Below are 15,293 nucleotides of genomic sequence, written 5' to 3' on the forward strand. Positions count from 1 at the left end.
CAAAGATTAATCATTGGTAAGTTAAGGACATGAGCATTTTCCGCGCCCTACTATCCAGCCTCGCCCTGCTCTGCATGGCCGCTACTCCGACTGCCTTTGCAGCCGAGCTGCTGGCCAAGGCCGACACCCGGATGCCCGATGCCACCATGTATGAGCCTGCGGACATTCAGAACGTTAGCAGAGTGGAGGTTCGCAAGGGAGAGCGCCGCCTTTACCTGATGGATGGCGAGGACGTAGTTCGCAGCTACCGCATTTCTCTCGGCGATAATCCGGAAGGCCACAAGCTGTACGAGGGTGACGAACGCACACCAGAAGGCGATTACACCCTGGACTGGCGCAATGCGGAGAGCGATTTTTACAAATCCATCCACATCTCTTACCCCAGTGAGCGGGATCGGGAGCTGGCATCCGCCTGGGGCCTGGATCCCGGTGGCAGTATCATGATTCATGGCCTGCCCAATAACGTGGGCGACATGGCCTTTGCCTATACCGGTCTGGATTGGACCGATGGCTGCATCGCCGTGACCAACGAAGAGATGGACGAAATCTGGCAACTGGTGGCCAACGGAACCCCCATCAGCATTCACCCCTGAGCCAAACCTGACAGTCGTATTAAGTTGTTGTCATATGCTTAGCAAATTTACGTATCTGCAGTTAACATTCCTGCTTACAGTGTTTTACACTGTTTAACGACTCCGGTAGTCATTGCCTGACAAACGTTGCTGCGCAGGTTGACAGGAAGTCGTCTATACTGACTTTCGGATCACAGGAAATAACTCGACCAATAAGGGGATTTACAATGCGTAAACTGACGATCGCCGGGATTGCACTGGCCACTGCTCTGACTGCAGGCTGTGCCACGACTGACCAAGGCGCCCTCGATGAAGCAAATGCAACCGCCAGCTCCGCTGAGCGCACTGCAGAAAATGCCATGAACACCGCCAACAGCGCTGCCAGCTCTGCCCGCACTGCACAGCAGACTGCGGAAGAAGCTCTGGCCGCTGCTCGTGCAGCTCAGAAAGCGGCTGACGAGGCCAACGAGCGTGCCAAGCGTATGCTTGAGAGTGCCAGCCAGAAATAAGGCTGATACTCAGGAGAAAGGCCGGCGATGCCGGCCTTTTTTTATGCCCCGGATTCGGGCTTTTCCGGTTCGGGTTTGTCCGGCGTAAAGGGCTTGTTCTCCTTCAGGAACGTGGTCATCAGTTCCATCGGCAGAGGGAACACGATCGTGGACGAGTTGGTGTTGCTCATATCCGCCAGGGTCTGAAGGTAACGCAACTGCATGGAACCGGAATTGGTAGACATGACATCCGCAGCTTCCACCAGCTTTTTGGACGCCTGCAATTCACCCTCGGCATGGATGACCTTGGCGCGACGCTCGCGTTCAGCTTCTGCCTGGCGGGCAATGGCACGAATCATTGATTCGTTGAGATCCACATGCTTGATTTCCACATTGGCCACCTTGATGCCCCATTCCTCCGTCTGGGCATCGATGATCTCCTGGATATCGGAATTGAGCTTGTCCCGTTCTGACAGCATTTCGTCGAGATCGTGCTTACCCAGTACCGAACGCAGGGTGGTCTGGGCGAGCTGGCTGGTGGCGGAATTGAAATCTTCCACCCGGATGATCGCCCGCTCGGGGTCCACGACACGAAAATAGAGTACGGCATTGACCCGAACCGTCACGTTGTCCCGGGAAATCACGTCCTGGCTGGGCACATCAAGGGTAATCACCCTCAAATCCACCCGCACGATCTGCTGGATTCCGGGGATGACGAGAATCAGGCCAGGACCTTTGACGCCCTGGAAACGCCCGAGAAAGAACACAACGCCACGCTCATATTCCGGAAGGATTTTTATGGCCGAAGCAACAATGAGCAGTAACACCACTATGGGTGCGACGTAGGGAATCAGTTCGCCAATCATACGGCCTCCTTGTGTTGCCGTTGGTCTCTTTTTGCCGAGTCAGCCATTGTCCGGAATGACCCTGACAGTTACCGTTAAGCCCTCGATTGCTGTCACCTGAACCCGGTCACCTTCTTTGACTGGTTCTTCGCTGATGGCATTCCAACGCTCACCGCTAAGTCGAACATGGCCGCGGAAATGACCATGCTCTCCCGAGAAATCATCCAGTGCGACGCCTTCTTCATGGGTGAGCTGCTCGGCACCACTTACAGGATGCCGCCGGCGCAGGCCTATAAACCGGGTCACCGTCCACAAGATAAATCCGGCCGCCACGACGGCGGTTCCGCCGATAGTCGGAAGTGAGATATGTCGATGGCTGCCATCCATCAGTATGATAGAACCGGTTACGAAAGCGACAATCCCGCCGACCCCCAGTATGCCGAAACTGGGAACAAAAGCCTCTCCTACAATAAACGCCAACCCAAGCAGAATCAGGGCCAGACCGGCATAGTTCACCGATAGAACCTGGAAGGCGAAAAGGGCAAGGATCAGCGAAATCGCGCCAATCACGCCGGGCACGACGGCTCCGGGGTTGGCCAGCTCGAAGATGATGCCGTAGAACCCGATGATCATCAGAAAGTAGGCCACGTTCGGATTGGTAATCACCGACAACAGGCTGGTGCGCCAGTCCGGCTGGGATCTGACGATTTCCATATTGGCGGTGTTCAGGGTCCTGTCGCCTGACGCCATGCGAACAGTGCGGCCATCCACTTGCTGCAACAGATCCCGGAGGTTGGGGGAAACCACGTCAATGACGTTCCTCTCCAGTGCCTCTTCGGCACCGAGGTTTACAGCCTCACGGACGGCCTCTTCAGCCCAGTCGGCATTGCGGCCATGGCGTTCGGCCAGGCCGCGGATGTAACTGACCGCGTCCTCCAGAACCTTTCGCTCCATGGCGGTGCCTCCGCGCCGTTTGCCTTCGTCGTCGCTGGCTTGCCCGTCACTGTCGGATGACGAGTCGGAGGCGGAATCCGAACCTTCCTCGGATGTCGGAGCTTCGGAGGCCGGATCGCTCTCCGGTTCAGGGCTACCCGGCAGCCCACCCATCTGGACCGGCGTGGCCGAACCAAGGTTGGTCGCAGGCGCCATGGCGGCAATGTGACTGCCATAGAGAATGTAGGTGCCTGCGCTGGCAGCCCGGGCGCCCTGCGGGGAAACATAGGTCGCGACAGGAACGTCGGAGGCCAGAATCACCTTGATGATATCCCGCATGGAATCCATCAGGCCGCCAGGCGTATCCATTTCGATAATCACCAGACCAACACCCTCGGATTCCGCGCGGCGGATGCCCCGGGTAACGTAGTCCATGGTCGCGGGGCCGATAGCCCCCTCAACCGTGAGTACCAGAGCAGTATCGGAGGATTTCTGCTGGGCAAAAACCTGATGGGCCAGGGACGCCAGCGCGAGCAGCACACCTGTCAGGAATACCAGAGCCCAAGCCCGGAGGCGGGCGGGATTCTGTGATCGCATGGGACGGTGTGCCTGCATAAAGCCTCCCCGGATCCGGAAGAAATTCAACTTGATACAGATACGATGGCAGCAGGGCCGCGGTTCTGTCCTACACAGGACGACAACCGTGTTCAGCGCACCGCATCAGAAGTATAGCCGCTGCTCCGGCTCCTTGGCCGATTCAGGCGACTTATCTTCCACGGTCTCGTCTGCGGCCATCCGGGTTACCCGCTCACCAACCATGGTCGGCAGGCCGTCCGCCTGGTCCACGGCCAGTTCGATGGCACCGCGTTTGACCTCGACATCCGGATGGCGGGTTCGGAAAGCTTCAACTTCAGCGAACACTTGCTCCCACAGGCGCTCTCGATCTTCGCGGGGGTAGTCTTCATGGGGACGATGGACTTCCAACCAGACCTCCCCATCCGAAAAACCGATCTTGACGGCGTCGTGCACAACCTGAACCGGCGTGCCCTTCTCGACCTGGTAAACGAACCGGGAGATATCCTCGTTATACATCCGGAAACACCCGTGACTGACGGGCATGCCCACACCAAATTTCTTGTTGGTACCGTGAATCAGATAGCCCTTTTCACTCAGGAGCAGGGCGTGGGTGCCAAGCGGGTTGCCGGGGCCGGGCGGAATCATCCTGGGCAGATAGTCTCCGGACGCCTCATACTCTGCCCGAATGCTCGCAGGCGGGTACCAGGCCGGGGACTCCAATGGCATGGTGACTTCAGCGTTGGTCAGCGGCGATGGATTCTCTGCCGTGCCTACGCCCACGGGGTAAACCTGCACACCCTCATCGGTGAAATAATACAGGCGGTACTCGGCAAGATTGATAACGATGCCTTCGCGCCGGGCGTCCGGCAGCACGTACTGGCGAGGCAGGGTGATGGTGGTACCGTCGCCGGGTAGCCAGGGGTCCACACCAGGGTTGGCCTTCACCAGCTCCAGGTATCCCATGGCCAGCCGGTTACCTATGCCGGCAAAGGTGTCCTCATAACGGGTTTCAAAAACACCGAGCTCTCCGGCCAGATCCCCCTGGACCGGGAACGTGGGCACACGAGGGCTTCTGTCCGGCTCCTCGGGGGATTCCGGATCGCTGGCAGCATCCGGAGCCTCCGCATAAACGGCGGTCGGGAACACCAGAAACTGCGCCAGAGAAAAAACCGCTAAAAATCTGAACCACATAGAAAACGTTCCGAAAGCATCAGGCAACCGGGTACAGTGACAGCAAGTACCCTCAGGAGTTCATATAGGTCGCCCATACTGTTACGACGGCAAGCGCCACAAACAGCACACTTGCACCAATCCGCGCTGTGGCGAGGGGCAACCTCTCCATCAGCCAGCGTCCTGCCATGATAACCGGTATATTGGCCAGCAGCATACCCACCGTGGTGCCCAGAATAACCCAGAAAGTCTCGGTAAACCGGGCAGCGAGAACGACGGTCGCAACCTGCGTCTTGTCGCCGATCTCCGCCAGAAAGAACATGATGGTGGTGGCCATGAACGCCCCCATGCCCAGGAACTTTGAATCGTCGCTGTCATCCTTGTCCGGCACCAGCAACCAGAGCGCGATCGCAACAAAACTGAAGGCCAGAATCCACGGCAACCACGCTTCCGGAATGAAGGAAGCGACCCAGGCACCGAGCCAGGCAGATAAGGCATGATTGAGAACCGTTGCGACAAAAATGCCGAGAATAATGGGTAGGCGGGTGACGTATCGGGCAACCAGGAAAAGCGAGAGCAACTGGGTCTTGTCACCAATTTCCGCTATGGCAACAGCAACCGTTGAGGCGAGAAAAGCGTCCATGAAAAACTCCAGGGCGGATAACCAGACATGAGGCAGCCCACCTTCCGCCCAATGGAGGTGAAACCGCCTCAGGTCTTGCCAATATCACCGGTGTTGCGGTGATACATGATAGCCATGGGGATTTGGCCCCAAGTGTGTTGACTATCATCCGCTCGGAAATTCCGGTGCGGAGGCTACTCCCCTGAAGAGATGACGGCATAATAATGAATCCGGCGCGGGGCCGCAACTACAGGCCTTCCTAGACCCGCATTCGCCACACCGGGATCGCTGCAACCGCTACGAATGCCGCCACCAGCCACCAGGCTGAGTGGAACGCGTTGATCGTGGGCATCCCGGAAGTGTGCTCACCGAATTCAATCGTCAGTGCCACCAGGTTGACGCCAAAGGCGCCGCCAAGCTGGCGCATGAAGTTGAGCGTGCTTGATCCGGCTCCCAGCTCCCGTGGCTCCAGCGGATTCAGGGCGCCAGTCGAGAGGGCCGGGAGCATGAAACCGATACCAATGCGGCCGAGCACTGTCCAGAGCACCAACCAGCCGAAGGCGAGCTCGAGATCGGACAGCGCGAACAGCACGGCGGAAAGGGCAAACGCACCAATACCGAACACCACCAGACCGCGGGCACTGTGCCTGTCCGCCATACGACCCGCCAACGGAAACGTCATACCCAGGACAATCCCTGCAGGCAGCATCAGCAAGCCTGCCTCCGTCGCGCTGAAGCCCAGAGCTGTCTGGACGAACAACGGAATGAGGTAGGTGGATCCGAACAGCGCCAGCCCCAGTGCCATGGCACCCAGGCAGGCGAAAACAAAGACCGGCTTGCGCAGGAGGGCAATGTTTACCAACGGATGTGCAGTTCGTCGCTCACGCAGTACGAAGAGCAGCAGCCCGCCCACGGCCAGCAGTCCTTCGGCCAGAATCCAGCTCTTCTGGCCAGCCGCCTGTTGCAGCCGGTTCAAAGCGTCGAGCGACAGGGCAATGGTAAACCCGAGTAAGACAAGGCCGGGGAGATCAAAACGATAGGGGGCTGGCCGGGACACCGGCAGGGGCAGGAAGCGCCAGGCCATGAAAACACCCAGCAGCGTGACGGGAGCCGGTGCGAACATCACGTAGCGCCAGTCCAACTGATCAACCAGAAAGCCTCCCAGCACCGGACCCAGGGCCGGCGCCAGAATGACCCCCATACCGTAGATACCCATTGCCTGGCCGCGGCGATCTCGGGGGAAAATACGGAATACCAGATACATGCCCATGGGCTGCATCAGGCCGGCCATGGCACCCTGGCCTATCCGGGCAGCGATAAGCTGCCCCGGCGTCTCGGCAAAGCCACCGGCAAGGGAAATCAGGGTAAAGAGAAGCATGGCTACGGCAAGGGTCTTGCGAACCCCGAAGTGATCCAGCAGCCAAGAGGAGGCCAGCATTGTGGTGGTCATGGCGGCGATAAAGCCTGTTGCCAGCCAGTGAACCTGGCCCTGGCGAATGCCGAACTCCACCATGATATCGTGCAACGCCACGTTCACCACGGTGGCGCTGAGCACGGTGGCCATGGTGCCTATCATCACCGTGGCCACTGCCAGCCAGCGCCAGCGATCCCCATAGCGGGCTTTCAGGCCCTCAACTGAGTTATCAGCCAAGGGTTATTTCTGCTTTTCAGCGTTTTCCAGGATTTTGTGGAACACCTTCACGGTGCACTCGATCTCTTTATCGCTGATGCCGTCAAGCATTTCCTCGCGCAGCAGCTCGGCTCGCCCCGACAGGTCATCCATAAACGCCCGGCCGGCGTTGGTCAGATGCAGCCGTCGGGCCCGGCGATCGTTCGGGCAGGGTCGACGCTCGATCAGACCCTGCTGCTCGAGACTGTCCAGCAAACGGACCAGGGTCGGATTCTCGATCGCCATGAGGCTTGCCAGCTCCCGCTGGGTGAGGCCCTCACCGCCTTTTTCCAGGTATACCATCGTGCTCCAGCGCGCCTGGGTGACGCCCAGATCCTTCAAGCGCTCATCAAGCATTTTTCTCCAGCGCCGGGTAACCCGCGCTACCGCAAAAGGAAACTGGTCTCTCATTTGTCGTCACTCCATATCAAAAGAGGGCTTGGCCCGGGCCGGGCGCTGCCGCGCCTTCGGCCAATTAATCACATTATCGGAAAGTCACCAATAGTATGCTAACCATTGAGATAAAAACAGATACGGAAGTAAAAACAAAATCGGGGAAAACCGAGAGCAGCGTCAGCTCGCCTGACGCTGCTCTTCGTGCGTCTCCTCGACTTCAGGAGACTCTTGAAACTCGGTATTTCGCGGATCGATCTCGGCAAGAACCGGCGACGCTTCCGGCATGGCAGGCACGAAATGCTCCTGATCTGCGACGGCAACGTCCTCGGTATGACTGATCCGGTAACTGGTAATCACAGCCAACAGCAGCAGGAATCCGGTATTGCCGAAGAACAGGCCTTTCGGCCCCAGGAGGTTGATCAGCTCAGCCATAACAATCGGCCCGATGACACTGCCAACCCCGTAACTCAGCAACAGCGTGGCACTGGCAGCAACAATACGGGTGCTTTCCATGCGGTCATTGGTGATGGCCACGGCTACCGGGTACAAAGCGGCTGAAAGCCCCGTGAACACACCAACCAGAAGCGTCAACAGCCACGCATTGCCGGCCCCAAGAACTCCCACACCGCCTGCGGCTGAGGCGGCTAATAACGCGATCCAGAACATCACCCGGCGTCGATCGAAACGGTCGCAGAGCCGGCCCAGCGGCCAGGCAAGAATCATGGCCGCAACAATGGCACTGGCCATGAACGTGGATGTCCGGGCAACGTCCAGCCCGACCAGTGTTGCGTACACCGGCCCAAGCGCATAAAAGCCGCCAATCATGACGCCACAGGTCAGAGCGCCGGCAACACCGGTAAAGGATTCTCTGGCCAGAGTGAAGATAGAGATACGCTGAACCTGGTCAATAACCGGCGCCTCCATTTTGGTCAGTGCAAGCGGCATCAGGGCCAGCGCCAACAGGATCGCGGCAATCGAGAAAGGCATGAAGTTGGCAGGGTCGCCGATATTTACGATGAGCTGGCCGCCGGCGGCGGACAAGTAAAAAACAATCTGGTACACCGCGAAGAGCGCGCCGCGGTTGGCATTGGTCGCCCGACTGGAGAACCAGCTCTCGATGACCACCAGCACACCGGCAACACTGAACCCGGAAAGTACCCGCAACACGGCCCAGAAAATCTCGGAAACGGCCATCGGATAAAGTAGCGCCGTAACAGCGGCAGCCGCGGCAAACACGGCGAACGCCCGGATGTGACCGACCCGACCGATAATCCGGTGAACGTAGAGCGTACCCAATACAAAACCGATGGAATAGCAGACCAGAATCCAGCCGATAATATCCGGTGATATCGCCTCGATACTCAGACGGATGCCCAGCAGCGTCATCAGGAATGCATTGCCGCTGACCAGCAGAATGATGCTCAGAATCAGGGCAGACAGAGAAGTGACCATTCGGGTCATTACAGCGGCTCCGGGCGTTACAGGGTATTTTCGCTTCGATGACAAAGAAAATAGCAACAAGTCCCGGACTTTGCCGGCCGCGTATTAGATCAGGAGCGGGAAGTGAAACCACTAGGCACTTCCCGAAACCTGTTAACTGCATCACAAAAACCCGCAAAGGCTGCCGTGTAGCGGTTTAACAGGGTTTTACATTAATGTGCCGTAACAGACCATGAGTGCCGGAGCAGGTAACATGAAAACGAGCTATTCATTGGACCGTGAGCGCCTGGTTATGAAAAAAACGGACTGGCCCATCCGCTGGGATCTGCTGCTTCGCTATCGACTCATCGAAACGATTGCCCTGTGGGAAGGTCGTCTGACTACCAACCACATCTGCCACAGTTTCGGTATCGGTCGTCAGCAGGCGTCCAAGGATATCAACACTTATCTGCGCGAACTGGCGCCGGGCAATCTGGTTTACGACCGTCATCTGAAAGGCTATGTGCCGGCCGATAGATTTCGCCCGGTGGTCACTCGTGGCGTGGTCAATGAATACCTGGACCTGCTTGCCCGCCAGCAGAACCTGAGCAACACGTTCGAATCCCTGAACATTGGTCTGCCGGACAGCACAGTGGTTCAGGGCCCGAACCGAGTCATCGCGCCGGAAACCATGCGTGCCGTGGTGACGGCAACACGACAGGGCAGACAGCTGCGCGCCAGCTATGCCTCCCTGAGCCGACCGGAAGCGGTGGAAAGCATACTCGAGCCGCACACTCTGGTTTGTGCCGGCAACAGCTGGCACTTGCGAGCCTGGTGCGACTCAAACCGGGAATTCCGGGATTTCGCCCTGAGCCGATTTCGCACCTCGCCGGAGGCCCTCCGGCAGCGCGCCAAGCACAGTCAGGACCAGGACGAGCACTGGAACCGGCAGGTTACCCTGGTGGTCACCCCGGATCAGCGCCTGACCGAAGCCCAGCAAGCGATCATTGCCCGGGACTATGGCATGGAACATGGTCGTCTGGAGGTTGCTACCCGTGCCGCGCTTGCCCCCTACGCACTGTCACGGCTCGGTATTACCTTCGACAATCAGCACCCGGATCCTCTTGTGCAACAGCTTGAACTGGCCAATCCGGACCAGTTGGGATTTGGCAGCAAACGCGAACAGGCCCTCAAAGCCGTTGCCGGCCTCAGCTAAACTGCCAGTGTGAGCTCTGAGACCTGGCGGTATTTCTTTCTCTGCGTCCTGATTCTGTCGTTCCTGCCCGCAGCAGCGACGGCAGAATCTGTCTGTGGTGATCCCGCAACACCCATTTCCCGGGTCCAGGGCACTGGCCCGGCCTCGCCCATTGCAGGAGATACCGTCACCGTCGAGGGCATCCTGACCCAGGATTCCCGGGCAAAGGGCGGCTTTGGTGGTTTTTACCTGCAGCAGGCCGACCATCAGACCGACGGGAATCCCGCCACGTCCGAAGCACTGTTTATTTACACCGATCGTGATATCGCCGATGTCGGCATGCGACTGCGGGTAATCGGAAAGGTGAAGGAATACCACGGACTGACCGAACTGGTGTCGATTCGGAGCATCCGGACTTGCGGGCGTGAGGCGCTACCAGCGCCGGTTCCGATAACCCTGCCCTGGACCGTCGATCCGGAACATCTGGAGAACATGAGAGTTACCTTTCGTCAGTCCCTGACAGTGGTGGACAACTACAACCTGGCTCGCTACGGCGAGCTGGCGCTGGCGGCCTCAGACCAGGTCCAGCCCACGGAATACCTGCCTCCCGGCAAGGAAGCACACAGGGCATTCACCCATAACCGGGCAAACCGCGTGCTGCTTGATGACAACGGGTCCCTGAGAGACCCGCGGCCCGTACCCTGGCCCCCGGGCGGCCTGTCTTCAGCAACCGTAAGGGCCGGGGATCAGATTAAAGGGCTCGTCGGTGTGCTGGATTTCCGCTTCGATGCCTGGCGGATTCAGCCCGCGCTAGAGCCGGTTTTCCTCGCCACCAATCCCAGAGAGACCGCGCCCGAGCCGCGGCGTGAGGCTTCGGTGCGGGTCATGGCTCTGAACCTTGGTAATTTCTTCAACGGAGATGGTCGGGGCGGCGAGTTTCCAACGAGTCGGGGTGCCAGGACACCGGCAGAGTTTCGGCGCCAGCAACAACAGCTGGTGAACATACTTCTGGCCCCCGATCCGGACATTCTTGCGCTGACCGAACTTGAGAACGACGGCTATGGACCGGCAAGTTCCATAGCCGAACTTGCAAAGGCACTGGGCGGCACCTGGCGGTTCGTCAGCACGCCCAACCAGGACGGCGATGACGAGATCCGGACCGGCCTGCTCTATCGCAGCGACCGGATTAGCGCGGTTGGCCCGCCAGAACGGCTTGCCAACGGGCCATTTGAATCGGGAGGCCGGCCTCCCCTGGCTCAGGATTTCGGCCGAACAGAGGGTGATGCCACCGTTCGGGTAATTGTTCCTCACCTGAAATCGAAATCCTGTCGGGGCGCCCGTGGCGATGATCAGGACCAGGCCGATGGCCAGGGCTGCTACGCGAACCGACGGACCAACGAAGCGACAACACTGGCCGCCTGGTCCGGGAGCGATCCCCGAGGGCATCATTCAGTCGGCACCCTGATAATCGGCGACCTTAACAGCTATGCCCGCGAACAACCCATCGCGGCGATGGAGCAGGCAGGCTTTACCAGCATGGTGCACCATTTCCATCCCTGCACCGAAAAGACCTGTGGTCACTACACCTACCGTTACCGTGGTCAGAAGGGCTCGCTGGATTTCGCTCTCGCCTCCGAGACCTTGAAACCAAGGGTTACGGGCGCCTGGAGCTGGCTGGTGAACGCCGATGAGCCCCGGGTACTCGACTACCGGAGCGATCACCCGGCATCTGGCCGGGGACCCTGGCGATCCAGCGACCATAATCCGGTGATTGTGGACCTAAAGCTCTGACTTTCGACGCCCCGTCACGGGCAATCTGTTGCCCATTCGCCGACGTCCACGGGCACTGTGGCCAAGGCTCCGGATACTGGTCCCGGTAGACTGGCGTTCAGACCCAAAACCGGTGATCGCTGACAACCATGAGAATCCCTGCCCCCAACTTCTGGCCCGCTGCCCGCACGGGACAACGATTTCTTCTCCAGGCCCGCCGCCGTGAAGCCCTGGTCGATGGGCACAAGATGGTTTTCCTGGAACGGGGATCGCCAGATGTCCGCCGCCCGACGATCGTCCTGATTCATGGCTTTGCCGCCATGAAGGAAAACTGGGGGCTGTGGCTGCAACGACTGCCAAGACACTGGCATCTTCTGGCGCCGGATCTGCCGGGGTTCGGGGAGAGTGATTACCGGCCGGAGGCCTGCTACCGCTATGAAACCCAGGCCCGTCGACTGGCTCAGTGGCTCGAGAGCTTTGAAACCGACAACATCCATCTGGCCGGCAGCTCCATGGGTGGCGCGATTGTGGCAGTCCTGGCTCACACACTGGGTCCGGCGCCCCGCTCGGTGACGTTGCTCAACAGCGCCGGCATCCCCGAACATAAGGAGGTCGACATCCACGCCCCGCTGAAGTCTGACCGGGACGGCATCCTGATTCCACGGGACTGGAAAGGCGTCTACCGCATGTTCAACAGTGTCGGCACCGGCAAGCCCACGGTCTCCGGGCTTGCGATGGCCGGCCTTCTCGGGCCGGACCTCCTGGGCCGCACCGAGGCCCTCCGGCATATCTTCAGTGACATGGTGGCAGACGCGCTGGCACCGGCCCGCTACCTGGGCCCCGAGACACCGCCACTGCAGGTTCAGTGGGGCGACCGTGACGTGATTACCCCGACCCGCTGCGTTGACTGGTTCCGCTCGGCCACGCCTCAGGCAGAAATCCACATGTTCCGGGGCGTCGGGCATCTTCCGATGCTGGAAACGCCCGGGCGATCTGCCGCAGTTCTGGAACACTTCGTCCGCCGTCATGGCCAGTGATCGATCCGGATGCTTCCTGCCAACCGGCCGATGATTGGCCTTTCAGGCCATTTATTCCGTCACCGAAGTCATGGGGCAACGAGCCGCGAGGCGCCATAATCGTCGAAACCAAGCGTTCTGCGACATAACAAGAACAGAATCAGACGAGGAAATCCCATGCGCGCCTCAGTTTCAACGGCACAGGACCTGGGCATGCCGGCCATCTACCTGCATCTTCTGGCCGAACTGCTGAACACCATCGGTGTTGACGAACAGGACCTTCTCCTCCGGGTCGGTCTTGACCCGGTCCGCCTGCAATCCACCGATCGGCGGGTGAGCCAGACCCAGGCCAGCGAATTCGTCACTCGGGCCATTATCGAGAGCGGCGAACCTGGACTCGGGATCATGCTCGCCAGGGAGCTGAAACTGCCCCTGCACGGTGCCCTGGGCACGGCTGTCATGAGCAGCCGTACTCTGGGCGATGCCATGGAGCTGATGACGCGATACCTGACGCTCCGGGTGCCCCATCTTCGGGTCTGCAAACGGGAGACCGGCAACTTGGCCTGGTACGTTGTGAATTGTGATATCGACCTCGGCCCCCTGCACGGCTTTATCATGGACGCCATGCTGTTCGGTTGCGTTTCCATGGGTGCACAGTTGACGGGCTCCGTCATTGACGGTTTGCGGATTGTTCGCCGGGGGCCGGAGCCAGCCTATTTCCAGCGTTTCCGCTCACAGATCCCGGTACCGGTGGAATTCGGCGCCACGGAGAATGCCCTGGTGATTCCGGTTGGCCGTCTGAGCCTGCCCGTGCGCTTCACCGATGATCAACTGGCGGCCTCGTCCAAAGCCCAGTGCGAGGAAGCGCTGCGGCAGCTGACCGAAGACGCCGGATTTGCCTGTCGCGTCCGACGGGTGATCGAGACCAGCCACCCCTTCCCGCCAAAACTGGCGCGGGTAGCGGCTACCCTGTTTGTGTCCGAGAGAACGCTCAAGCGGCGGCTGCAGGAAGAAGACGCCAGTTTCCAGCAGCTGGTAGACCAGGTCCGCCTGGAACGGGCACAGGATCTGCTCCGCAGTACCACCATGAATCTGAGCCACATTGCCGATGCCCTCGGTTACGCCGATGCGGCGAACTTCACCCGGGCTTTCAAGCGCTGGACCGGCAGCAGCCCCAGCCATTACCGAATTTCGCCGCCCGGCCCCGAGCTGACCAACGCCAGACGGGCACTGGCCACGGGGTAATCAGTCGATGCCGATAATCTTGTGCATCTGCAGGGTAAGGCGCCACTGGGGGTGCGCGAGACAATAATCGGTGGCGCGACGGGTGTTGCTTTGTTTGATCTCATCCACCGCCGTTTCCGGTATCGACGGAGAGGCCATCGGCGACAGGAAGTAATGGCTCGCGCGAATGCCCAGAAATCGCTCCGGCATCGCCATAGGCTGGGGATAAACCAGCTTCAGCTCGTCACAGGCCTCAAGCACCACCGGGGCATCGGCTTTCGGACTGACGCAGAGCCAGTCGATGCCTTCGGGCGCGGGCAGGGTACCGTTGGTCTCTACCCCGACCTCGAACCCTTCCCGGTGAAATGCCTCAATCAGGGGAACATCCAGCTGCAGCAGGGGCTCGCCACCGGTGCAGACCACGTAGGGCTTGCCTGGCGCGTCCGGCCAAAGATTGCGTATGTGACGGGCCAACGCCTCCGGGGTTTCAAAACGGCCGCCATTCTGACCGTCAGTGCCGACAAAATCGGTATCACAGAAATTGCATACGGCAGTGGCACGGTCTTTCTCGCGACCGGTCCAGAGATTGCACTTGCTGAAACGACAGAACACGGCAGCGCGCCCGGCCTGGGCGCCTTCGCCCTGCAACGTGTAGAAGGCTTCCTTGACCCGATACATCAGCTTGCCGCCTCGTAATCCAGGGGATCCTCTACACCATTGGCAGCGAAGGCTTCGAGTCGTTCAACGCAGGAGCCGCAGCGTCCACAAGCCTGCTTCAGGCCGTTGTAACAGGTCCAGGTCTGTGAATAGTCCAGTCCAAGACGCAGGCCTTCGGCCAGGATCTGACCCTTATCCATGGTCATGAAGGGCGCCTCAATGCCGACCGGTTCGTAGTTGGCCACGCGGCAGACTGCGTCCATTTTCTCCACGAACCCCGGGCGACAGTCCGGGTAGATGGCGTGGTCGCCACCATGAGCTCCGTACCAGACGGCGCCAGCTCCCGCGTTCACCGCGTAACCGGTCGCCAGGGACAGGAGAATCATGTTTCGGTTAGGCACCACAGTCGCTTTCATGCTGTCTTCTTCATAGTGACCTTCCGGAACCTCGATATCCGAGGTCAGCGATGAGCCGGCCATCACCTCGCTCATGGCGCGGATATCGATCACCTTGTGGGGAATACCCAGCGCTTCGCATACCGAACGCGCGCACTCAAGCTCCCGGACGTGGCGCTGCCCGTAGTTGAAGGACAGGGCATGAACCTGGTAACCACGCTCCCGGGCCAGATGCAGCAGGGTGTAGGAGTCCATGCCTCCGGAATAGATAACGACCACGGTGTCTGTCATTCGGGCTCCCCGTATGGTGCGGTTCGGTTTTGGCTGGTTTACTGTCGCGCCCGAG

15 protein-coding genes and 1 riboswitch are annotated in these 15,293 nt (G+C 59.6%); of the genes, 6 read left to right on the forward strand and 9 right to left on the reverse strand.

What is annotated here, in order from left to right:
• Positions 1 to 29 precede the first annotated feature (29 nt).
• Both ACWJ62_RS07715 and ACWJ62_RS07720 read left to right on the forward strand, forming a co-directional pair.
• Positions 30 to 593, forward strand: a complete 564-nt coding sequence (locus ACWJ62_RS07715) for a L,D-transpeptidase family protein (RefSeq protein ID WP_449285654.1) — start codon at positions 30 to 32, stop codon at positions 591 to 593.
• Between the two features lie 206 nt (positions 594 to 799).
• A complete protein-coding gene (locus tag ACWJ62_RS07720) occupies positions 800 to 1,081 on the forward strand; it encodes an Lpp/OprI family alanine-zipper lipoprotein (RefSeq protein WP_449285655.1) in 282 nt (93 codons plus the stop codon).
• A gap of 41 nt (positions 1,082 to 1,122) precedes the next feature.
• On the opposite strand, the gene ACWJ62_RS07725 is transcribed toward ACWJ62_RS07720, so the two are convergent.
• The 7 genes from ACWJ62_RS07725 to ACWJ62_RS07755 all read right to left on the reverse strand — a co-directional run bounded on the left by ACWJ62_RS07725 (position 1,123) and on the right by ACWJ62_RS07755 (position 8,732).
• Complete coding sequence (locus ACWJ62_RS07725) at positions 1,123 to 1,926, reverse strand: slipin family protein (RefSeq protein WP_449285656.1); 804 nt, start codon at positions 1,924 to 1,926, stop codon at positions 1,123 to 1,125.
• A gap of 39 nt (positions 1,927 to 1,965) precedes the next feature.
• A complete protein-coding gene (locus ACWJ62_RS07730; RefSeq protein WP_449285657.1) occupies positions 1,966 to 3,453 on the reverse strand; it encodes an NfeD family protein in 1,488 nt (495 codons plus the stop codon).
• 105 nt (positions 3,454 to 3,558) lie between these two features.
• On the reverse strand, positions 3,559 to 4,605 hold the full coding sequence (locus ACWJ62_RS07735) for a L,D-transpeptidase family protein (protein ID WP_449285658.1): 1,047 nt from the start codon (positions 4,603 to 4,605) through the stop codon (positions 3,559 to 3,561).
• A gap of 52 nt (positions 4,606 to 4,657) precedes the next feature.
• On the reverse strand, positions 4,658 to 5,227 hold the full coding sequence (locus tag ACWJ62_RS07740; protein ID WP_449285659.1) for a TMEM165/GDT1 family protein: 570 nt from the start codon (positions 5,225 to 5,227) through the stop codon (positions 4,658 to 4,660).
• An 80-nt stretch (positions 5,228 to 5,307) separates the two neighbouring features.
• Positions 5,308 to 5,427: riboswitch (yybP-ykoY riboswitch) on the reverse strand.
• Positions 5,428 to 5,465: 38 nt separating this feature from the next.
• The gene (locus tag ACWJ62_RS07745; RefSeq protein WP_449285660.1) at positions 5,466 to 6,857 is read right to left on the reverse strand and encodes a DHA2 family efflux MFS transporter permease subunit; all 1,392 of its coding nucleotides are present in this window, start codon (positions 6,855 to 6,857) and stop codon (positions 5,466 to 5,468) included.
• A 3-nt stretch (positions 6,858 to 6,860) separates the two neighbouring features.
• Positions 6,861 to 7,286, reverse strand: a complete 426-nt coding sequence (locus ACWJ62_RS07750; protein ID WP_449285661.1) for a MarR family transcriptional regulator — start codon at positions 7,284 to 7,286, stop codon at positions 6,861 to 6,863.
• A gap of 162 nt (positions 7,287 to 7,448) precedes the next feature.
• Positions 7,449 to 8,732: an MFS transporter gene (locus tag ACWJ62_RS07755; RefSeq protein ID WP_449285662.1), complete on the reverse strand. Its 1,284-nt coding sequence runs from the start codon at positions 8,730 to 8,732 to the stop codon at positions 7,449 to 7,451.
• Between the two features lie 271 nt (positions 8,733 to 9,003).
• On the opposite strand from ACWJ62_RS07755, the gene ACWJ62_RS07760 reads away from it, so the two are divergent.
• The 4 genes from ACWJ62_RS07760 to ACWJ62_RS07775 all read left to right on the forward strand — a co-directional run bounded on the left by ACWJ62_RS07760 (position 9,004) and on the right by ACWJ62_RS07775 (position 13,916).
• Positions 9,004 to 9,906, forward strand: coding sequence for a helix-turn-helix transcriptional regulator (locus ACWJ62_RS07760; protein ID WP_449286156.1), 903 nt, complete (start codon positions 9,004 to 9,006; stop codon positions 9,904 to 9,906).
• Positions 9,907 to 9,915: 9 nt separating this feature from the next.
• Positions 9,916 to 11,676, forward strand: a complete 1,761-nt coding sequence (locus ACWJ62_RS07765; RefSeq protein ID WP_449285663.1) for an ExeM/NucH family extracellular endonuclease — start codon at positions 9,916 to 9,918, stop codon at positions 11,674 to 11,676.
• A gap of 128 nt (positions 11,677 to 11,804) precedes the next feature.
• Positions 11,805 to 12,692, forward strand: a complete 888-nt coding sequence (locus tag ACWJ62_RS07770) for an alpha/beta fold hydrolase (RefSeq protein ID WP_449285664.1) — start codon at positions 11,805 to 11,807, stop codon at positions 12,690 to 12,692.
• 156 nt (positions 12,693 to 12,848) lie between these two features.
• Entirely contained in the window at positions 12,849 to 13,916 is a 1,068-nt protein-coding gene (locus ACWJ62_RS07775) for an AraC family transcriptional regulator (protein ID WP_449285665.1), read from the forward strand.
• Here the strand turns inward: ACWJ62_RS07775 and queE are convergent, their stop codons facing one another.
• Positions 13,917 to 14,573: a 7-carboxy-7-deazaguanine synthase gene (gene queE / locus ACWJ62_RS07780; RefSeq protein WP_449285666.1), complete on the reverse strand. Its 657-nt coding sequence runs from the start codon at positions 14,571 to 14,573 to the stop codon at positions 13,917 to 13,919.
• Positions 14,573 to 15,238, reverse strand: a complete 666-nt coding sequence (gene queC / locus ACWJ62_RS07785) for a 7-cyano-7-deazaguanine synthase QueC (protein WP_449285667.1) — start codon at positions 15,236 to 15,238, stop codon at positions 14,573 to 14,575. Before queC ends, queE begins: the two co-directional genes overlap by 1 nt.
• Positions 15,239 to 15,293: the final 55 nt, after the last annotated feature.

The organism is Marinobacter sp. PE14 (genome assembly GCF_053566155.1).